General features: G+C 67.9%; 18 protein-coding genes. 8 read left to right on the top strand and 10 right to left on the bottom strand.

All coding sequences use genetic code 11. The features are described from left to right. Positions 1-12 precede the first annotated feature (12 nt). The 5 genes from hpf to mtrA form a co-directional block, all read right to left on the bottom strand. Complete coding sequence (hpf, locus tag IRG63_RS13040) at positions 13-693, bottom strand: ribosome hibernation-promoting factor, HPF/YfiA family (RefSeq protein ID WP_168626489.1); 681 nt, start codon at positions 691-693, stop codon at positions 13-15. Positions 694-809: 116 nt separating this feature from the next. Further along, entirely contained in the window at positions 810-1469 is a 660-nt protein-coding gene (locus tag IRG63_RS13035) for a ComF family protein (RefSeq protein WP_168626488.1), read from the bottom strand. Positions 1470-1536: 67 nt separating this feature from the next. Further along, positions 1537-3240 carry an LpqB family beta-propeller domain-containing protein gene (locus tag IRG63_RS13030; protein ID WP_193510383.1) on the bottom strand — a complete coding sequence of 568 codons (1704 nt, stop codon included), beginning with the start codon at positions 3238-3240 and terminating at the stop codon, positions 1537-1539. Next, complete coding sequence (gene mtrB / locus IRG63_RS13025) at positions 3240-4868, bottom strand: MtrAB system histidine kinase MtrB (RefSeq protein WP_349236140.1); 1629 nt, start codon at positions 4866-4868, stop codon at positions 3240-3242. The genes IRG63_RS13030 and mtrB overlap by 1 nt, the downstream gene beginning before the upstream one ends. Continuing rightward, on the bottom strand, positions 4849-5529 hold the full coding sequence (mtrA, locus tag IRG63_RS13020; RefSeq protein WP_168626486.1) for an MtrAB system response regulator MtrA: 681 nt from the start codon (positions 5527-5529) through the stop codon (positions 4849-4851). Before mtrA ends, mtrB begins: the two co-directional genes overlap by 20 nt. Before the next feature lie 147 nt (positions 5530-5676). On the opposite strand from mtrA, the gene IRG63_RS13015 reads away from it, so the two are divergent. The 6 genes from IRG63_RS13015 (at position 5677) to IRG63_RS12990 (ending at position 12491) form a co-directional block, all read left to right on the top strand. Continuing rightward, positions 5677-6855 carry a glycerophosphoryl diester phosphodiesterase membrane domain-containing protein gene (locus IRG63_RS13015; protein ID WP_168626485.1) on the top strand — a complete coding sequence of 393 codons (1179 nt, stop codon included), beginning with the start codon at positions 5677-5679 and terminating at the stop codon, positions 6853-6855. Then, positions 6855-7508 carry a DUF4129 domain-containing protein gene (locus IRG63_RS13010; protein ID WP_193510429.1) on the top strand — a complete coding sequence of 218 codons (654 nt, stop codon included), beginning with the start codon at positions 6855-6857 and terminating at the stop codon, positions 7506-7508. The genes IRG63_RS13015 and IRG63_RS13010 overlap by 1 nt, the downstream gene beginning before the upstream one ends. Beyond that, positions 7505-8731, top strand: a complete 1227-nt coding sequence (locus IRG63_RS13005) for a DUF4350 domain-containing protein (RefSeq protein ID WP_193510382.1) — start codon at positions 7505-7507, stop codon at positions 8729-8731. Before IRG63_RS13010 ends, IRG63_RS13005 begins: the two co-directional genes overlap by 4 nt. Beyond that, on the top strand, positions 8728-9681 hold the full coding sequence (locus IRG63_RS13000; RefSeq protein ID WP_168626483.1) for a MoxR family ATPase: 954 nt from the start codon (positions 8728-8730) through the stop codon (positions 9679-9681). Before IRG63_RS13005 ends, IRG63_RS13000 begins: the two co-directional genes overlap by 4 nt. Further along, positions 9681-10991, top strand: coding sequence for a DUF58 domain-containing protein (locus IRG63_RS12995; protein WP_168626482.1), 1311 nt, complete (start codon positions 9681-9683; stop codon positions 10989-10991). The genes IRG63_RS13000 and IRG63_RS12995 overlap by 1 nt, the downstream gene beginning before the upstream one ends. A 99-nt stretch (positions 10992-11090) precedes the next feature. Beyond that, a complete protein-coding gene (locus tag IRG63_RS12990; protein WP_193510381.1) occupies positions 11091-12491 on the top strand; it encodes an MFS transporter in 1401 nt (466 codons plus the stop codon). A 7-nt stretch (positions 12492-12498) separates the two neighbouring features. Here the strand turns inward: IRG63_RS12990 and IRG63_RS12985 are convergent, their stop codons facing one another. Next, the gene (locus IRG63_RS12985) at positions 12499-14343 is read right to left on the bottom strand and encodes a glycoside hydrolase family 15 protein (RefSeq protein ID WP_168626480.1); all 1845 of its coding nucleotides are present in this window, start codon (positions 14341-14343) and stop codon (positions 12499-12501) included. A 111-nt stretch (positions 14344-14454) separates the two neighbouring features. Here IRG63_RS12985 and IRG63_RS12980 point away from each other — a divergent pair, with 111 nt between their 5' ends. Continuing rightward, positions 14455-15084: a potassium channel family protein gene (locus tag IRG63_RS12980; RefSeq protein ID WP_168626479.1), complete on the top strand. Its 630-nt coding sequence runs from the start codon at positions 14455-14457 to the stop codon at positions 15082-15084. Positions 15085-15104: 20 nt separating this feature from the next. On the opposite strand, the gene IRG63_RS12975 is transcribed toward IRG63_RS12980, so the two are convergent. The 4 genes from IRG63_RS12975 to IRG63_RS12960 form a co-directional block, all read right to left on the bottom strand. Beyond that, positions 15105-16160: a DNA polymerase IV gene (locus IRG63_RS12975; RefSeq protein WP_168626911.1), complete on the bottom strand. Its 1056-nt coding sequence runs from the start codon at positions 16158-16160 to the stop codon at positions 15105-15107. A 135-nt stretch (positions 16161-16295) separates the two neighbouring features. Further along, positions 16296-17789 (bottom strand): catalase, encoded by a 1494-nt coding sequence (locus IRG63_RS12970; RefSeq protein ID WP_193510379.1) that lies wholly within the window; start codon positions 17787-17789, stop codon positions 16296-16298. Positions 17790-17826: 37 nt separating this feature from the next. Further along, positions 17827-18255 (bottom strand): Fur family transcriptional regulator, encoded by a 429-nt coding sequence (locus tag IRG63_RS12965; RefSeq protein ID WP_168626477.1) that lies wholly within the window; start codon positions 18253-18255, stop codon positions 17827-17829. A 45-nt stretch (positions 18256-18300) separates the two neighbouring features. Beyond that, positions 18301-19296, bottom strand: a complete 996-nt coding sequence (locus IRG63_RS12960) for a stage II sporulation protein M (RefSeq protein ID WP_168626476.1) — start codon at positions 19294-19296, stop codon at positions 18301-18303. A 17-nt stretch (positions 19297-19313) separates the two neighbouring features. On the opposite strand from IRG63_RS12960, the gene IRG63_RS12955 reads away from it, so the two are divergent. Beyond that, positions 19314-20174, top strand: coding sequence for an RDD family protein (locus IRG63_RS12955; RefSeq protein WP_168626475.1), 861 nt, complete (start codon positions 19314-19316; stop codon positions 20172-20174). The last annotated feature ends 2 nt before the right edge of the window (positions 20175-20176 follow it).

The following is a 20176-nucleotide window of genomic DNA, read 5'->3' as shown; positions in this document are numbered from 1 at the left end:
GTGCGCTTCCTGTCAGCGTCCGCGCGAGCCTCCCGCGGCCGCCGCGCTCGTGTTCTCCAGATCCAGTCCGATCACTCCGTAGTCCCACCCCTTGCGCCGGTAGACCACGCTGGGCCGGTCGGATGTCGCGTCGATGAAGAGATAGAAGTCGTGTCCGACGAGCTCCATCCGGTACAGGGCGTCGTCGACGGTCATCGGGGTCGCGGGGAACACCTTGGACCGGATGACGACCGGGCTCCAGTCCTCTTCTTCCTCCGCTTCCGCCTCCATAACGGGGACGGAGCCGGTCGCCACCTGCTCCAACACATCCGCCGTCGCGGGAGTCACGTCGACTCCGGTGAAGCCCGTGGCGCTGGCCTCACGCAACGATCGCGGCCCACGCTTACCACGGTGAGCCTTCTGCCGGTCCTTGGCCCGGCGGATTCGTTCCATCAACTTGTCGAATGCCAGATCGAACGCGACGTACTTGTCGGCGCCCGCGGCCTCTGCCCGCACCAGCGGGCCAGGACCGATGAGCGTCAATTCGACACGATCGTCGCCGTTCGAGCCGTTCTTCTCGTTGTGCCGGGAGACCTTCACCTCGAACGCGAGAGCGCGTTCGGCAAGAAGGGAGACCTTTGCAGCCTTTTCGTTGACGTAGTCACGGAAGCGATCCGTGATCCCGGCGCCGAGCCCGTTGATGGCAGTGTCCATTGCGTCCTCCCCTTGTCTCCACTGCGCGTCGCCCAGGGTGACCAGGCGATTCGCGCCTTCTGTCCTCACACCGTAGCCCTCTCATCTGAAGAAGTCACCACGTGTTTCGGATGCGTTCAACTGCTAGGGGCGAACAGCCTCGGAGTGTAGGCGAGGGTCACCCCGGCCACTACTTCGCCCCCAGCTTCGGTGACCGCGCGCACGACCTCGTCGAGGGTCGCGCCGGTGGTCATGACATCGTCGACGGCGATGAATCGGCGTCCCATCAGGGAGCCCCGAGCGGCCAGCGACCCGGCGCGGTTCGCACTCCGCGCCTCGGTGCCGAGTGCCTTCTGGGTGCCGGTCGCACGCACGCGTCGCAGCACACGCGCCGGGTGCAGCCTCGCCTGGGCGAGAAGCAGTGGCACCGGATCGTAGCCGCGCCGTCGCCACGCCGCGCGGGTCGTCGGCACGACCACCAGTTCCACCGGGCCGGTGCGGGCGGCCACCCGGTGAAGGGTGTGCGCCAAAGGCACCGAAAGCGCTCGCGCGATGTCAGTTCTGCCCAGCTCCTTGAACGCCAGGATGGCGGTGCGCACCTGCGCCTCGTAGAGCAGCGCGCTGTGCACCGGTGTCCCGTCGGCGAGCGGATGCCGGTGGTCGCCCGCGGCGAGCGCACGCCGGCATCCGGAACACAGCGCGCGATCAGCCGCCCCACATCCGGCGCAGTCGACTGGCAGCAGCACAGCGACGGCATCCAGCACCGCTTCACGGAGGGCAGGCAGGCTCGCACGCATGCCCCAGCACTACTCGGGACGACCGACGGCGCGTCCGAATTCGACGGCCAGTTGTGCAGAAGCCGGGTCAGCGCTGGGTTGCGATGAACTGGACGGTGAGCTGGGAGCGCTGCCAACTGCTGCCGCGTGGTGCGCTGAGCACACCGTCATCGCCGAGCACGCGGATGCCGAGTCGGCCGTTGCCTCCGACGATGGCGACGGATGGCCCTGGCCTTCCGAGTTCGGTGGCCACACCGCCGAGCTCGTGCAGGTCCACCTCGTGTTGCACATCGTCGACGACGAGCGTCGCGACATTGAGCTGGTCGACCCACGTGGCGTCGATTGCGACGTCCGCCTCCAGGTTTGCGTCGAGCAGCGGCTCCGCCACAAGCCCGGTCGGCGCGAACCCGCGGGCGGCATCGCGGACGATGCCCGAGACGATGAGACGGGCCCCGGATGGGGTCTGCAGGAGGGTAGCCAGCCTCGTGCCGTCCCGCGAGACGTCGATCGACACAACGCGTGATGAGGCGGGCAGGGAACTGGCGACGGGATTCGCCCCACCGGTGAAGTCGAACGCGATCATGCCGTTCGGGATGTCGGCGGGAACCGACCAGACGTATCCGTAGTCATCCATCGTCGGCGAAACCAGGCCCGGCCGTGAGTCGAGTACTGCCGGGGGCAGTTCACCGGTGCGCGCGACGTACACCGATCCGTCCGCCCCCCTCACCGCCGCCGCGATCGAGGCGGCATTGAGCGTCGCTGCGGTGGCGCCGAGCGCGACCACCTTCTCGCTGAGTGCGGGGATGGGGGTCAGCTCGCTGCCCGAGCTGTGCCCGAACTGATCGTCAACGAGGACCAGCGGGCGGGCGTCGACGGTCGGGTTCACTTCTGGCACGTCGGCGCCCAGCGATGTCACCGGTACGTGAACGCCCCCGATCGTCATGTCGACGGTCGTGATCCCCGAGACGCTCGACAGGCTCTGGCTCAATTGCAGCCGCATGAGCTGCCGCTGCCGATCACTCGCGGCCGCGGCCTCGGACGAGAGCGGGACGGTGGCGGTGTTCTCGTCGACCGCTACCGTGTTGCCCGCTTCGAGTTGCGTGCCCTCCGGGAACTGCGAGACGACCGCGCCGCGCAACCTGTCCGGCGGCCCCTGCAGGAGCGCTGAGACGATACGCGTGGCGGTGGTACCGCCCGGGTACCACCGCTGGTCGGGCACCAGGTAGCGGAGGTCGAGGTCGTAGAAGTAGATGGAGTGCGGGCTGAAGATGCGGGTGAAGGTGCTCTCGGGCACCACGATGCCGTTCGGTGCCTCGGCGATGCGCCACTCGCCGCCCTCCTGCACGAAGCCGTAGGTCAGTGTCTGCTGCGCGGACGGATTCGCGGTGTAGTAGCCGCGCTCGTCGAGTTGAGCGTGCGTGTTGAAGGTGAACTCGATATTGGTCGCGTCGACGACCCGGAAGGCCGGCGGCGCGTTGCTGCGGATGAGCACGCTCTGCCGCGGATCCCACTCGCTCCGCACATCCTCGGCGAGGAACTGCCGCGCCACCTCGTAATCCCCCTTCGGACCATTGAACGCGGCGACGAAGCCCTGCAGGATCCCGAGCTGGTCGTCCCCCGCTGTGGGCCCGAACGGGTTGAAGACGATGCCGTCGTCTGCTGCTTCCTCCGCGACCGGTCCTGCCTGCACGCTTCCCTGGGTGGGAATGCCGACGCACGCGGCCAGGAGCACGAGCAGGGCTCCGGATGCTCCGGTCGCGAGCAGCGCGCGGGCGATCGTCGATCGGGTCATCACTGGTCCACCTCCAACGCCTCGACCGGGCTGCCAGGCGGCAGGTCGACGGGCGACTCCCCCGGATCGGTGCCGACTTCCCGCGGAAGGGTGAGCCGGAAGCAGGTCCCGGCATCCGGCTCGGACCACACCTCGAGCCTGCCACCATGCACGATGGCGTCCTCGAGCGAGATGGCAAGGCCAAGGCCGGTGCCGCCGATGGTGCGCTGTCGCGACGGGTCGGCTCGCCAGAACCGGTTGAACACCTGCGAGAGGTGCTCCTTGGCGATGCCGGCGCCCTGGTCTTGGACGGTGATGGCCACCGCGGTCTCGTTGCTGTCGATGGTGACGACGATCGGTTTGCCCTCGCCGTGCTCGATGGCGTTGCCGATGAGGTTGCGCATGATCCGGCGCACCCGACGGGCGTCGACGTCGACCGGGAAGTAGCCTCCGCTCGCCACGAGCCGCAACTGGCTGCCGTGCTCGCCAGCGACAAGACTCATCGAGTCGATGGACTCTTCGACCAGCCGCACCAGGTTGGTCGACTCCAAGTCGAGTTCGATCGCGCCGGCGTCGTACCGGCTGACCTCCAGCAGGTCGGCGAGCAGCACCTCGAACCGCTCCACCTGGGTGTGCAGCAATTCGGCGGTGCGCGCCGTCGTCGGGGGGAAGTTCTCGCGCTGGTCGTAGAGCACGTCACCCGCGAGGCGGATGGTGGTGAGCGGCGTCCGGAGCTCGTGCGACACATCCGACACGAACCTCTGCTGCACGCGGGACAGCTCGGCCAGGCGGGTGATCTGGGTCTGCAGGCTGTCGGCCATGTCGTTGAACGATCGGGCAAGGGTGGCGAGCACGTCCTCACCCTTGACCGGGATGCGCTCCTCCAGTTGACCGGCCGCGAGCTTCTCGCTCGTCTCCGCGGCGGTGTTCACCGGGTCGACCACGAGGCGCACGACGAAGTAGGTGATCAGTCCGCTGAGGGCGACCAGCACCAGCGAGCCGATGATCAGGGTCTGCTGCACGAACGTCAGCGTTTCCTGCGCGTCTCCGAGGTCATAGACAAGGTACAGCTCGTAGAAGCCCGCGTTGGGAACGGTCAACAGCGACCCGGAGGCGATGCCCGGAGAGCCATCGGGCAGCTGCACCGACTGCCACCACACCCGCTCTGCGGTGGTGTCCTGAGCCACGGACTCCCGGAGTGAAGGGGTGATGGTCTCCGCCGGGAATCCCTGGCTTTGGGTCGGCTGCAAAGTGACCGGCGTCTGCTGCCCAGGCACCCGCATGATCGCGACGCCGATGCTGCCGGGGCTGGTGGTCGACCCCCGGATGGTGCTCGTGACGTCACCGCTCAACTGGTCGAGGTCGACAGTGTCTCTTGCCAGGTCGGTGTCGAAGATCGACTGGGCAAGATCGCTTGCCCGGCGTGATTCGGCGAGCACCTGATCGAGCCGGCTATCGAACAGGTTGTTGCCGATGCTGACCGCCATGTAGGAGCCAACGATGGTCACCGCGAAGCCGGAGAGCACGATGGCGATCGCGACAGTGCGGAACTGCAGCGAGCGCCGCCAGATCCGGCCGACCGTCCGCGGCCACGAGCGCCAATCCGTGAGAACCGGGCGAACGGAGACGCTATTCGTTGGAGCCTGCACGATAGCCCACCCCGCGCACGGTCATGACGATCCGGGGGTTGTCCGGGTCCTCTTCGACCTTGGCACGCAACCGCTGCACGTGCACGTTCACGAGGCGTGTGTCCGCCTTGTAGTGATAACCCCAGACCTGCTCGAGCAGCATCTCGCGGGTGAAGACCTGATGCGGCTTCGACGCGAGCGCGACCAGCAGCTCGAATTCGAGCGGGGTCAGGTTGATCTTCGTCTCGCCGCGGCGCACCTCGTGTCCGGCGACGTCGATGGTCAGGTCGCCGACCTGCAACGTGTCGACGGTGGCCTGCGGCGACGGGCGGAGACGTGTCCGGATGCGAGCGACCAGTTCCTTGGGGTTGAACGGCTTGACAACGTAGTCGTCGGCTCCGCTCTCGAGCCCGCGCACGACATCCGTCGTGTCCGACTTGGCTGTCAGCATGATGATCGGCACGCCCGATTCGGCGCGGATCTCGGCACACACCTCGATGCCGTCCTTGCCCGGCAACATGAGGTCGAGCAGCACGAGCTCCGGCCGGGAGGCCTGGAACGCGGCGAGCGCCTGGGAGCCGTCACCGCAGAAGACAGGATCGAAGCCCTCAGCGCGCAGGACGATGCCGATCATCTCCGCAAGCGCGGTGTCGTCGTCGACCACCAGAATTCGAGCCGTCATCATCCTTGTCTTACATTAAGGGGGTCTCGGGCCTGAATCAAAAGGAATGGGACCCGGGTTGCCCAACTTTCGCATAACAGTAGTCGAGTGTGGAACGATAATCGCGTGACGCATCCCGGGCGCTGTGCCCGGCTGAGGGGACGATGAATGGCGGACGAGCAGAACTGGCAGCCACCGGAGTGGAAGCCGGAGGCCACGTCGCCGTCACCGTTCGGTGCAGCGCCGTCCCAGCAGCCACCGCCCCCCTCGGCGCCGCCCACCTGGACTCCGCCGCCGAAGCCGGGTCTGATCCCGTTGCGGCCGCTCGACCTCGGCGCGATCCTTGGCGCATCCTTCAGGGTGCTGCGCCGCAACCCGAAGGCCACCTACGGCACGTCGCTGATCATCTTCGGCGTGATGTCGATCGTCACGACGTTGATCGTCGGACTCGTCACGTTCGGTGTTCTCGCCCGGCTTGACCGAGCGGCGGCCGAGGACGAGAACACCATCCTGGCGGGCTCCCTCGCGGCGATCGCCCTTGCCGGTGTCGCAACGGCCGCGCTCTCCGTCATCGGCGGCGCGGTCCTGCAGGGCATCCTGGTGCTCGAGGTGGCGCGCGGCGCGCTCGGCGAGAAGCTGCGGCTGCGGCAGTTGTGGCGTCTCGCCAAGGGCCGGATCGGCGCGCTGATCGGCTGGAGCATGCTCATCGCGCTGGCCATCATCATCGGAGTCGGCCTGCTGATCCTGGTGATCGTGCTGCTCGCCGCCACACTCGGTGACGTCGGGGCCGGTTTGGGCGTTCTGGTCGGCGTCCTCGGGTCGATCGGCACCGCAGTGCTCTGGGCGTGGCTGAGCACCAAGCTGGCCCTGGTGCCCAGCGCGCTCATGCTGGAGCGCACCAGCATCCGGGGCGCCGTCGCGAGATCCTGGTCGCTGACGCGCGGATACTTCTGGCGGACGTTCGGCATCCTGCTTCTGGTCGCCTTCATCGTGAATACCGCGGTGCAGATCGTCTCGACTCCGATCGGGTTCGTCGGCGGCATCCTGTTGGCGTTGATCGACCCGACAGGGTCGAACAGCCAAACCGCGATCACCGTCGCGGTGGTCGTCACGGTTGTCAGCCTGCTGGTCACGGTCGCGCTCGGGGCGCTCGCCGCCGTCGTGCAGGCCGCGACGCCCGCGCTGCTGTACGTCGACCTGCGCATCCGCAAGGAGGGGCTCGACCTCGAGCTGATCCGGTTCATCGAGCAGCGCCAGGCGGGAGGTGCCGAGCAGCCGGATCCGTACCGGCGCCAATCGGCCGCAGCAGCACCGGTACCGCCGGCTGAAGGGTCGCCTTGGATCTGATGCACGGATGGCTGCTCCGCGCCGACGTGCCCGTGATTCCGGATGCCGATCAGGCGCGCGACTGGGTACTGAATGAACTCTCCGAGCCGCAATACCAGGCCGCCCAGCCGACCTGGTTCGACTTGCTTTCGGCTGCCTTCGTCGACTGGCTGACCTCGCTCGACCTCACCGGCGGGGGCGCGTTCGAGTGGCCGGTCCTGCTCATCGCCGCGGCCGTCATCGCGGCGCTGCTGGTCGCTGCCTTCTTCGCCTTCGGGCGGGCGCGGCTGAACCGGCGCAGCGCGGTCACCGGTGCCCTCTTCGGTGAGGACGAGACCCGGTCCGCCGACCAACTGCGCAAGGACGCCGCGGCGGCCGCCGCCCGCGGCGACTGGTCCACGGCGATCGCGGAACGGTTCCGTGGCCTTGCCCGCGCTCTCGCCGAGCGCACCATTTTCGGCACCAGCCCGGGGACAACCGCGCACGGCTTCGCGGCCGGCGCGGCTGCCTCCTTCCCTGAATACGCCGAACGGCTGGAGTCGGCCGCCGCCTCATTCGACGATGTCCGCTACCTCGGACATCCGGGAACCGAAGCCCAGTACCGATCCATCGCGGAGCTTGACGGCGACCTGCAGGCCGCCCGCCCCCGCCTGGCCGAGGGAGCCCTGCAGTGACGGTCCTGACGCCGACAGCGCGAGCTGCCGCCAGGCGTCACTCATTCTGGATCGGCATGGCCAGCATCGCACTGCTGGTCGTGCTCGTCACCCTGCTGATCACGCGCGCCGGGTCGGTCACCGGCGATCCGCTGTCGCCCACCAACGCAGCGCCGGTCGGTGCGATGGCCGTCGCCGAGGTGCTCGCCGACCAGGGGGTGACGGTCACACCGACCGGAAGCCTGGGTGAGACCTCGGATGCGGCATCCGGCGCCGACGAACCGACCATCTTCATCGTCGACGCCGACGACACCCTGGTGGGAAGCCAGCTCGACGACATCGCGGCCGACGCCGGGCACCTCGTGCTGATGTCCCCGGGCTTCGGGCTGCTCGACGGCTTCGCGCCGGAGATCGCGCTGGCGGGCAGCGTCAGCGGAGTGCTCGACGCCGACTGCGCGGTGGGCGCGGTGGATCGCGCCCAGAGCGTGCTCGGCGACGGTACTGGCTACCGGCTGGTCGGCGATGCACCGGATGCCATTGAGTGCCTGGACAGCGGCGATGACGTGTTCTCGCTCATCCAGTTGCAGCGCGACGGCTACCTGCTCACCGTGATCGGCACCTGGGACGCTTTCAGCAACGAGCGCGTCGCCGAGGAGGGCAACGCCGCGCTCGCGCTGAACCTGCTGGGCGGGGCGGACGACCTGATCTGGTACGAGCCGTCCATCGAGGACTCCCTCGTGCCCGGCGCGCCGACCGTCGGTGAGCTGACCCCGGTGTGGGTGTCGGCGGCGCTCGTCACGCTGTTGCTCGCGTTCATCGCCGCGGCCATCTGGCGCGGTCGTCGCTTCGGTCCGCTCGTCGTCGAGAACCTGCCGGTCACCGTCAGGGCTAGCGAGACGATGGAGGGCAGGGCGCGGCTGTACCAGAGTTCGTCGGCGCGTACGCACGCGATCGACACGCTCCGGATCGGCACCGTCGACCGCATAGCCCGACTGTGCGGCCTGCCCCGACTGGCGACCGTCGAGGAGGTCATTGCCACGGCATCCTCGATCACCGGCACCGACCGCGGTCGGGTGCACGCGCTGCTGCTCGGCGACGTGCCGAGCAGCGATCGCGAGCTGGTCGCGCTGTCTGATGCACTGCTTCAGCTCGAGCGTCGAGTCGCGCACGCGGTCGACCCGACGAGTCGCGCCACCACGACCGAGACACCCTTTTCCGAGAGCACCGAGGAGACAACCAGATGACGAACGAACTTCGCGCGCAGTTCGCGGCAGTGCGCACCGAGGTCGGCAAGGCCGTCGTGGGCCAGGGCGGAGCGGTGACCGGCCTGCTCATCGCCCTGCTCGCCGGCGGGCACGTGCTCCTCGAGGGTGTGCCTGGCGTCGCCAAGACGCTGCTGGTGCGTACGCTCAGCCGATCGCTGCGGCTCGACACCAAGCGCGTGCAGTTCACTCCCGACCTGATGCCAGGTGATGTCACCGGCTCGTTGGTCTACGACGGCAAGGCCGGTGAGTTCGAGTTCCGCGAGGGGCCGGTGTTCACCAACATCATGCTCGCGGATGAGATCAACCGCACCCCGCCGAAGACCCAGTCGGCGCTGCTCGAGGCCATGGAGGAGCGTCAGGTGTCGGTCGACGGCGTGAGCCGCCCGCTGCCAGAGCCGTTCATGGTCGCGGCGACGCAGAACCCGATCGAGTACGAAGGCACCTACCAGCTGCCGGAAGCACAGTTGGACCGCTTCCTGCTCAAACTGGTCCTGAACCTGCCCGAACGTGACGACGAGCTGCAGATCCTCGACCGCAGCGCCGCCGGATTCAACCCGCGCGACCTCGCGGCGGCCGGCGTCACCCCGGTGCTCGGGCCGTCCGAGCTGGCCGAGGCACGCGCATCCGTCGCCACGGTGAGCGTGAGCCAGGATGTCATCGGCTACATCGTCGACCTCGCCCGCGGAACCCGGCAGAGCCCGTCGGTCAAGCTTGGGGTCAGCCCGCGCGGCACCACCGCGCTGCTGAACGTCGCCAAGGCGTGGGCCTGGCTGAGCGACTCCGACGGCGTCACCCCCGACCACGTGCAGGCGATGGCGCTGCCGACCTGGCGGCACCGCATCCAGCTCCGCCCCGAGGCCGAGTTGGAAGGCATCTCGCCCGACACGATCCTCCGGTCGGTCATGCAGCAGGTGCAGGTTCCGATCTAGTGGCGATTTCCGGCTGGTTCGTTGCGCTCCTCGGCTTCGGGGTGGTGCCGATCATTCTGACCGGCAGCGAATGGATGCTGCCGGCCTGGGTCGGTTTCGTCCTCGTGCTCGCGGCCGTCGACCTCGCCCTGGCCGGATCGCCGCGTGCTCTGAACCTGTCTCGCGACCTGCCGGCGCGCGTGCGGCTCGGCGAGACGGTGCAGTCCACGCTGTACCTGCGCAACGACGGTCGCCGCGGCGTCCGCGGCCAGGTCAGGGACGCCTGGCAGCCGTCGGCCGGAGCACACCCGACCCGGCAGGACATCGACCTCCCGGCAGGCGAGCGGCGGGCGATCATCACCCAGCTCACGCCCGTCCGCCGCGGCGAGCGTCGCGCGGCCCATGTCACGGTGCGTTCGTTCGGCCCGCTGCGGATCGCGGCCCGACAGGCGACCATCGCCGAGCCGGGCGCCATCCGGGTGCTGCCGCCATTCAACTCGCGCAAGCACCTGCCGTCGCGGCTCGCGAAGCTGCGGGAACTGGACGGGCGCACGAGCGTGATGATCCGCGGGCAAGGCACGGAGTTCGACAGCCTGCGCGAGTATGTGCGCGGCGACGACGTGCGGTCGATCGACTGGCGCGCGACCGCCCGCGCCACCGACCCGAGCGGCGCCCAGAAGCTCATGGTGCGCACCTGGCGGCCGGAGCGGGACCGCCGCGTCGTGATCGTGATCGACAGCGGGCGCACATCGGCCGCGCGCATCGCCGGCGAACCGCGGATCGACACCGCGTTCGAGTCGGCGCTGCTGCTCGCGGCGTTGGCGACCCGCGCGGGCGACCGCGTCGACCTGGTGATCTACGACCGACTGGTGCGCGGACGGGTGCAGGGCGCGAGCGGGCCGGAGCTGCTGTCCCGCATGGTGAACACCATGGCGCCGATCGACCCGCAGCTGTACGAGCTGGACTGGGCCGCCGTGCCCGGCCTGGTGCGCTCGGTGACCAGCCATCACGCGCTTGTCGTGCTCGCGACGTCGATCGACACGGCTGGCTCATCACGCGGCCTGCTCAGCGTGCTGCCGCAGTTGACTCAGCGGCACACCGTGGTGGTGTCGTCGGTGACCGACCCCTCGGTGCTCGACGCGAGCCGTGAGCGCGGCAGTCGCGACGAGGTGTATCGGGCGGCGGCCGCCGAGCGCGCCCTGCTGGACAGCGCGCGCGTTTCTGCCGCCATCCGGCAGCTGGGCGCTGAGGTGGTCACCGGCGCCCCTGCCGACCTGCCGCCCACCCTCGCCGATCGGTACATCGCGCTGAAGGCCGCCGGCCGGCTCTGATCTCCAGCATGGTGTTTTAGGGAAGGCGAGTTACCCTAAGCGCCTGCTCCGCCGGGTGTTCAGCGACGGCAGCGGTCCACCCAGCGACGGGATGCGAACATGACCGAGCAGATGACCAGGACTCAGGCTCGAGGGGTGCTGCTCCCGCTCGCACTAGCGCAATTCATCTGCAGCTTCGCCGGCTCGAACATGAACGTGATGATCAACGACATGAGCGAGGACCTGAACACCACGGTGCAGGGCATCCAGGTCGCGATCACCATCTTCCTGTTGGTCATGGCAGCGCTGATGATCCCCGGCGGCAAGCTCACCGACAAGTACGGCAGAAAGCGCCTCTTCATGCTGGGGCTGGTCATCTACGGCGTCGGCGCACTGATCAGTGCGGTCGCACCCGGGCTTCCCGTGCTCATCTTGGGGAACTCGATCCTCGAGGGAATCGGCACGGCTCTGCTCATCCCGCCGGTCTACATCCTGACGACCCTCCTTTTCCACGACCTCGGCTCCCGTGCCCGCGCGTTCGGCGCGATCAGCGCGATGGGAGGCATCGGCTCGGCCGCCGGGCCGCTGATCGGTGGGCTGATCACCTCGGCGATCAGCTGGCGTGCCGCGTTCGTCTTCCAGGCCCTGATCATCGTGGCGATCGTGCTGCTCAGCCGAAAGATCAAAGATCCCCTCCCCGCCGATCCAACCCGGAAGTTCGACCTGCTGGGCGCCATTCTCTCGGCCGGGGGCCTCATCCTGATCGTCTTGGGCATCCTTGCCACAGACAACAGCCTCATGTTGATGGTGGTCCTGATCGGCTCGGGCGTGCTGGTGCTGGTGGGCTTCTTCCTCTCGGTGCGGGCGAAGGAACGCACCGGGCGGGAACCACTGCTGTCGACGAGCCTGTTCCGCAACAAGACGTCGAACCTCGGCCTGATCACCCAGAACGCGCAATGGCTGATGCTGCTGGGGTTCTCATTCATCGTGGCCAGCTTCCTGCAGGTGGTGCGGGGCTACAACGCCATCGAGACGGGCATCATCTTCACCGCTGCGACCGTCGGGCTGCTGGCATCGTCCCTCGGCGCGGGCCCGTTGTCGAAAAGGTTCGCGCAGCGGACGCTGATCATGTCCGGTTTCGCCCTGACAACCGTTGGCATGATCTTCGAGGTCCTGTTCGTGCGCAACACCCAGACCCCGTGGGCGTTCGTGCCAGGGCTCCTGCTCACCGGGGTGGGCGTGGGCTTGATGCTCACGCCCTCGGTGAATGTCGTGCAGTCGAGCTTCCCCGAGTCCAAGCAGGGCGAGATCTCCGGCCTTTCCCGAAGCGTCTCCAACCTCGGGTCATCGCTCGGCACGGCGATCGCCGGCACGATCCTCGTTGCGGGCATCGCTTCTACTCCTGGCCAGAACTATGCGATTGCCACGTTCGTGCTCGCCGGAATCGGCGTCGTCGGCCTTGCCGCGGCGGCCTTCCTACCGCGCAAGATCACCTCGCCGGTCGAGGAACCGGCGAGGTGAACGCAGATCAGCGGCGCTCGGCCCGCTTGGTCAGCTTGCCGTCCAGCGTGATGGCCGCGTTGATCAACGCCAGATGCGTGAACGCCTGCGGGAAGTTGCCGATCTGCTCACCAGTCAGCGCGATCTCTTCTGAATACAGGCCGAGGTGATTGGCGTAGGTCAGCATCTTCTCGAAGGTGACCCGTGCCTTGTCCAGCTGCCCGGCCCCCGCCAGCGCCTCGACGTAGGTGAAGGTGCACAGCGAGAAGGTGCCCTCTGAACCACGCAGCCCATCGGGCGACGCCTCGGGGTCGTACCGGTAGACGAGGCTGTCGGTGACGAGTTCCCCATCCATCGCTTCCAGAGTGGACTGCCACATCGGGTCGGTGTGGCTGATGAAGCCGAGCGCCGCCATCCGCAGCAGCGACGCATCGAGCACGTCGGTCTCGTAGTGCTGCACGAACGCCTGCCGCTGAACGTTCCAGCCCTTCTCCATGATCTGGTTGAATACCGCGTCCCTCGCTGCCATCCACCTGTCGAGGGAGGCCGGTCGCCCATGTTTCGTCGCGAGGCGGATGCCTCGGTCGAAGGCCACCCAGCACATCAGCCGGCCGTAGGTGAAATCCTGCCGACCGCCGCGGGTCTCCCAGATGCCCTCCTCCGGCTGGTCCCAGTGATCCACGAGCCAGTCGAGCACCTCGCACACCTTCAGCCAGCCGACGTAGTTCATCTGGAAGCCGCGTTGGTCCGCCGCATACAGGCTGTCCATCATCTCGCCGTAGATGTCGAGCTGCAGCTGGTCGGCTGCGCCGTTGCCGATCCGCACCGGGAATGAGCCCCGGTAGCCCTCCCAATGGTCGAGGCTCTCCTCGCTCAGCTCGCTCGAGCCATCGATGCGGTACATGATCTGCAACGGGGTCCCACCATCCGCTCGCGCGTCGGTGACCCGTTCCCGCAGCCAGACGCCGAAGGCGCGCGCTTCCTCCATGAAGCCGAGTGCGAGCAGGGCGTACACCGAGAACGACGCATCCCGAACCCAAGTGAATCGATAGTCCCAGTTGCGCTCGCCGCCAATCTGCTCCGGCAACGCAGCAGTGGGGGCGGCGACGAGTCCTCCGCTGGGCGCGTAGGTCATGAGCTTCAGCGTTATCGCCGAACGATTCACCATCTCGCGCCAGCGGCCCGTGTAGGTGGACCGCTCGAGCCAGTTCGTCCAGAACCGGGCGGTGGTGTTGAAGAGACTCCACACATCGCCGACACTCGTCTGCCGAGCCTCGGTGGACCCGACGTCGAGGATCATCCCGCGCATCTCACCCGCGGCCAAGGTCACTCGCGCGTGCACATCTCCGACCTCGTCGACCATGCCCTGACCCAGCGGCTCGTCGTCGGTTTCCCGCACAATGCTGACAGCCATCGACGTCCGCTCGCCACGAAAGACGGCCCCGCTTTCACTGAGCTGCGTCTGGTGCTTGTCGCGGCCGTAGTCAAACCGCGGCGCGAGATCGAGCTCATAGGTCATGTGTCCCCGGATGCACCGCAACATGCGCACGATCCGGTGCTGATCGGACGGTACCTGCGAACTCGTGACCGGCATGAAGTCGACAACCTCGCCGACACCGTCCTCTGTCAGGAATCGGGTGACCAGAATCGCAGTGTCCGGAAAGTAGAGCTGCTTGGTGGTGAACGCCTCCTCGGTCGGCCGGATGCGACAGAACCCACCTTTCTCGCGGTCGAGGAGCGCCCCGAACACGCTCGGCGAATCGAATCGCGGTGCGCAGAACCAGTCGATGGAACCATCCGTCGACACGAGAGCCGAGGTCTGGAGGTCTCCGATGAGTCCGTGGTCCTCGATGAGCGGGTAGCCGTCTTTCATGTGAGTCTCCTCCGTCTACCTCCCGATTGTGAGGTGGGCGTTTTGAACGCCAATCATCCTGACCGGATGAACCTGCCGGATGATGCCCGGGGACCGACTTATAGTCGTCCCATGGTGCTCAGTCGCTGGCAGCAGCTGACGCAGTGGCCGATGGTCGCCGCCGCCGTGGTCTTCACCGTCGTCTATGCCTGGGTGGTGATCGCGAATGTCCAGGCACCGGACGATGCGGTACCGCGTCTGGTCCTCGCCGCGATCTGGCTGATATTCGCTGTCGAGTACGTCGTGTGCATCGTGCTGGCCGAGGCTCGCGGCGAGTGGTTTCGCACCCACCTGGTCAACCTGGCTGCGGTGATGGTGCCGATTCTGCGTCCGCTTTTGCTGTTGCGGCTGCTGCGCCTGGTTCCGTCGCTGCGCGCCGAGACGGGGACCGCGGTCAGGGGACGGTTGGCGATCTACGCAGTGGCGACATCCGTCCTGCTGATCTTCATGGGTGCACTGGCCGTCCTGGACGCCGAGCAGAACGCGCCGGGGGCCAACATCACCGAGTTCGCGGATGCCGCGTGGTGGGTTGCGGTCACCGTCACCTCGGTCGGGTACGGCGATTACTTTCCCGTCACCGCGGCGGGGCGGTGGGTGGCCGTTGGGCTGATGTTCGGCGGGCTGGCGTTGCTCGGCACCGTGGCGGCGACGCTGTCGTCGTGGCTCATCGACCGGGTTCGCAGCAGGCACGGCGGCGGGTAAGCTGCACCGTCGCCGGCGGGTCACCAGCCGCCGCGGGTGGGAGTGTGGCCATCGCGCGCATCATCCGGCATCGGCATCTCGGCGCGCAGCCCCAGCAGCCGAATCGGCCGGCCGGGCTCGCGCTTGGCGGCCAGCTCCAGCGCCCGGGCGAGCACGACCTCCCGCTCGGTGACCGGCGGGATCTTCTTGGCGAAGGTCTTGGTCATGAACGGCGCATAACGCACCTTGAGTGTCAGCCCGATCACCGGCCGACCCTCCGCCGACACGTCTTCCAGCACCCGGTCGACCAGTTCGCGCACAGCCTCCTCGACCTGCGCCGGGTCCGTGAGGTCCTGCTGGAACGTCGTCTCCCGACTGTGGCCGCGCGCCACCCAGGGCGTGTCGTCGACGATCCGGGTGCCGTCGCCGCGCCCGAGCTGCGCGAACCACGGTCCCATCCGCGGGCCGAACTCGGCGGCGAGGATGTCCGGGTCGGCGGTGGCCAGCTCGGCGACCGTGGTGATGCCACAGCCCGCCAGGCGGCGGGCGATCTTCGTGCCGACGCCCCACAGCGCGACGGTGGGCCGATCCCCCATCACCGCAAACCAGTTCTCGGCGGTGAGGCGGAACACGCCACGCGGCTTCCCGAACCCGGTCGCGACCTTGGCCCGGATGAGTGTGTCGCCGATGCCGACGCTGCAGTGCAGGCCGGTGCCGCCGAGCACTGCCTGCTGCAGCTGGCGCGCGACCGACTCCGGGTTCGCCGTCAGGATGCCCACGAACGCCTCGTCCCAGCCGAGCACCTGAACGCGCGCGCCCGGCTGTGCCCGCAGGATTGTCATCACCTCGTCGGATTTCGCGAGGTATGCCTCGGCATCGACGGGCAGGATCACCGCATCCGGCACTTTGCGCGCGGCGATGCGCAGCGGCATCCCGGATCCGACACCGAACTCGCGCGCCTCGTAGGACGCTGTAGAGACCACCGCGCGTTCGGTCGGGTCGCCTCGCCCGCCGATGATCAGCGGCTTGCCCGCCAGCTCGGGGCGCCGCAGCACCTCGACGGCGGCGATGAACTGGTCGAGGTCGACGTGCAGCACCCACGGGGTCAGGTCCACGAGACCAGTCTCCGCCTCGCCTGCGACGCCGAAAAGGGCAACCAGCTGTCTCGCCGGTCTCCCGGGAAGGCGAAAGGGCCGCATCCGGTGTCGGATGCGGCCCTGTGCGTGGGTCGGTTACTCGCCGACGCCGACCGGCTCTGCGGCCTGGATCGGCGTGCTGTCGGCCCCGCCCTGCGCGGCGCGCAGCGCGGCACCCAGCTCGGCGTCGACGTTCGTCCAGTACCAGAAGAAGCGCTCGATCACCTCGGGGCGGGTCAGAGAGTGCAGCTGACCCGTGAGCACCTCGAGGAAGCGGGCACGTTCGCCGTCGTCGAACACCTCGCGGTAGAGGGTGCCCGCCTGGCCGAAGTCGTCGTCCTCGGCGTGCAGGGTGGCGGCGGCGCGGGTGAGCGCGCCATCCGTCTCCCAGCCACCCTCACCGGCGCGCGCGGCGTCGGCCTCGGGCCCGCCGAGCGAGTTCGGCGTGTACACCGGGGTGGATGCGTCGTTGTAGAAGTACCGCATGTTGCCCTCGTGCTGGTAGTTCTTCACCTCGGCGGCGTGCGGCTGGTTCACCGGCAGCTGGTTGTAGTTTGTGCCGATGCGGTAGCGCTGCGCGTCGGCGTAGGCGAATACGCGGGCCATGAGCATCTTGTCCGGGCTGAGGTCGGTGCCAGGCACCAGGTTCGACGGCGCGAACGCGGCCTGCTCGATCTCGGCGAAGAAGTTCTGCGGGTTGCGGTTCAGCGTGAAGTGGCCGACCTTGACGCGCGGGTAGTCCTTCTTCGAGATCGTTTTGGTGATGTCGAACGGGTTGAAGCGGTAGGTCTTCGCCTCCTCGTACGGCATGATCTGCACGTACACGTCCCAGACCGGGTTGTCGCCGGAGCGAATCGACTCGTACAGGTCGCGGCGATAGTAGTCGGCGTCGGAGCCGGCCAGCTTCTCGGCCTCCTGCGGCGACATGGCCTCGACACCCTGGCGGGACAGGAAGTGGTACTTCACCCAGAAGCGCTCGCCCGCCTCGTTGATCCATTGGTAGGTGTGCGAGCTGTAGCCGTTCACGTGACGCCAGCTGCGCGGCAGGCCGCGGTCGCCCATCAGATAGGTGACCTGGTGCGCGGACTCGGGCGAGAGCGTCCAGAAGTCCCACTGCATGTCGGCGTCCCGGAGGCCTGATGCGCCGAGTCGCTTCTGCGAATGGATGAAGTCGGGGAACTTGATTCCGTCGCGGATGAAGAACACCGGGGTGTTGTTGCCAACGATGTCGAGGTTTCCCTCGGTGGTGTAGAACTTCAGCGCGAAGCCGCGCACGTCGCGCCAGGTGTCGGGCGAACCCTGCTCACCGGCAACGGACGAGAAACGCAGCAGCATCTCGCTCTTGGCGCCGGGCTGGAACACCGCCGCCTTGGTGTAGGCGGAGACGTCCTCCGTCACCTCGAACTCACCGAACGCGCCGCCACCCTTGGCGTGCGGGTTGCGCTCCGGCACGCGCTCGCGGTTGAAGGACGCGAGTTTCTCGACCAAGAAGCGATCGTGCAGGGCGGTGATGCCATCCGGTCCCGTGGTCAGCGAATGCGCGTCGCTGGGGACCGGGGCACCGGTTTGGGACGTGGTGAAGTCCGTCATATTTCTCCTTGTTGGTGGTTGGGTAGATTTCGGATGCCTAGGAGGCGACGGTCGCAGCCTGGCACTCGGCGCACAGGCCCCAGAAGGTGACCTCCGCCTGCTGCACGGCGAAGCCGTGCGTGTGCGACGGGACAAGACACGGCGCCTCGCCGACGACACAGTCCACGTCGCTGATCGCACCGCATCCGGTGCAGACGACGTGGTGATGGTTGTCGCCGGTCCGGCGCTCGTAGCGCGCCGGCGACCCCGCGGGCTGAATGCGGCGGATGATGCCCGCCGTCGTCAGATCACCGAGGATGTTGTGCACCGACTGCACCGAGAGACCGGGAAGTTGCTCCTTCAGCGCCCGGAACAGCGTCTCCGCGTCGGAGTGCGGAAGGTGGTCGAGTGACTCGAGCAGCGCGACCCGACCGCTCGTGACGCGCAAACCGGCGTCACGGAGTTCCTGATCGAGGGCGGTGGGCATGCACCCACCTTATCGTGAATAACTATAAAAAGCTAGTTATTCATGTCAAGCGGCGATGATCCGCTTGGCTCCGCTCTCGAACTCGACCAGGTCGCCGGTCTCCCCCGCCTGCGCGGCGCGGCGCCCGAGAATCCACTGGTAGTAGAGGAAGGCAGCGAGGGCGAGCGTGCCGATTCCGATCTTGATCGCCCATGGCCAGTCCTGCCGCGTGACGAACCCCTCGATGATGCCGGAGAGCAGCAGCGAGAGGGTCAGTCCGACGGCGACCGTGATGAGCGCGCGACCGTCCTCGGCGAGCGCCTGCCCGCGCGTGCGCGCACCGGGGGCGACCCAGGACCAGAAGATGCGCAGGCCGGCGGCGCCCGCGACGAAGATCGAGTACAGCTCGAGCTGCCCGTGCGGGAGGATGAAGAGGAAGAACGTGTCGAGGTGGCCCTGCTCCGCCAAGACGGCTGCCGCACCGCCGACGCCGGTCGCGTTCTGCATCAGGATCCAGGGAGCCCAGACGCCCAGGATGCCGAAGGCGACGCACTGTATTGCGATCCAGGCGTTGTTGGTCCAGACGAGCGCGCCGAACTCGGCCATGCCGTGCTCGGAGTAGTAGTTCACGAAGTCGTCCTCGGCGTACTGCCTGCGCAGCTCGTCGCTGCCGAAGTTGGCGAGCACCCCGGGGGTCTGCGCCGCCCAGAACGCGAACAGGGTGGCGACCGCGATCCAGATCACGGTGACCCACAGCGACAGCCAGCGGATCCGGTACAGTGCCGCGGGCAGCTGCGCGCCGAAGAACAGCGGGATCCGGCTCATCGGGTTCGACTTCGCACCGGTGAAGCGCAGCCTGGCCCGATGGATGGCGACCGACAGCCGGTCGCCCTGGATCGACTGCCCGACGGTGGTCTTGATCACCGAGAGGTCGCTAGCCGCCGCCTGGTAGCGGTCGATGAGCTCGTCGGCTTCGGCGCCGTTGAACCTGCGCTTGCTCCCCAAGCGGGCAAGCTCGTCCCATTCATCGCGGCGGGCGGCGGAGTAGGCGTCGAGGTCCATCTGCTTAAATACTAGACATGACCTCGGTATCCGCGGCATCCGTCGACGAGAGCCACGCGGACGACGGATCCGAACTCATCCTCGGTGAAGCCGTCGCCCTCGATACCCGGCCCGCGAGCTACATCGTGCGCGCGGCCGGAACCATGATCGACTGGGTCGTCTACTTCGGGGTCTGGCTGCTACTGGTGATCGCCGCCACCACCCAGACCGTCATGCAGTTCGTGGACCCGTCGCTGATGACCATCCTGATCATCGTCTCGCTCGTGCTGTGCCTGGTGATCATCCCGGCCACCGTCGAGACCGTCTCGCAGGGAAAGTCGCTCGGCCGCCTGGCCCTCGGCACCCGGATCGTGCGCGACGACGGCGGCTCGATCGGATTCCGGCACGCCCTCATCCGCGCGCTTCTCGGCGTGATCGAGCTGTTCCTGAGCCTCGGCAGCATCGCCGCGTTCGTCGGGCTGCTGAACGCGAAGGCGAAGCGCCTCGGCGATCTGCTCGCCGGCACCTACAGTCAGCACGAACGCGTGCCGAGGCATGACCCGCCAGTGTTCGGCGTGCCAGTCGAGCTTCAGGGTTGGGCCGCCACCGCGGACGTCGCCCGGATGCCAGACCCCCTCGCCCGCCGGATCGCGCAGTTCCTGAGGCAAGCCGGCAACATGGTGCCGGATACGCGGGTGCGGGTCTCCCGCGAGCTGGCCAACGAGGCGGCGCAGTACGTTTCACCGATCCCCCGCAGCAACCCTGAGCTGTTCCTGGCCGCGGTGTCCGCGGTGCGCCGGGAGCGCGAGTTCGCGGCGCTGGAGCGCGAGAAGCAGCGGCTCGAGCGGGTCACGCCGGTGCTGGACGCGCTGCCGCACGGCTTCCCGAAGCGCGGCTGAGC

The sequence above is a fragment of the Cryobacterium sp. BB736 genome (assembly GCF_014980265.1).
Lineage (GTDB): Bacteria > Actinomycetota > Actinomycetes > Actinomycetales > Microbacteriaceae > Terrimesophilobacter.
Note: the sequence above shows the minus strand (reverse complement) of the source record. Positions and strands in the feature narration are given on the sequence as shown.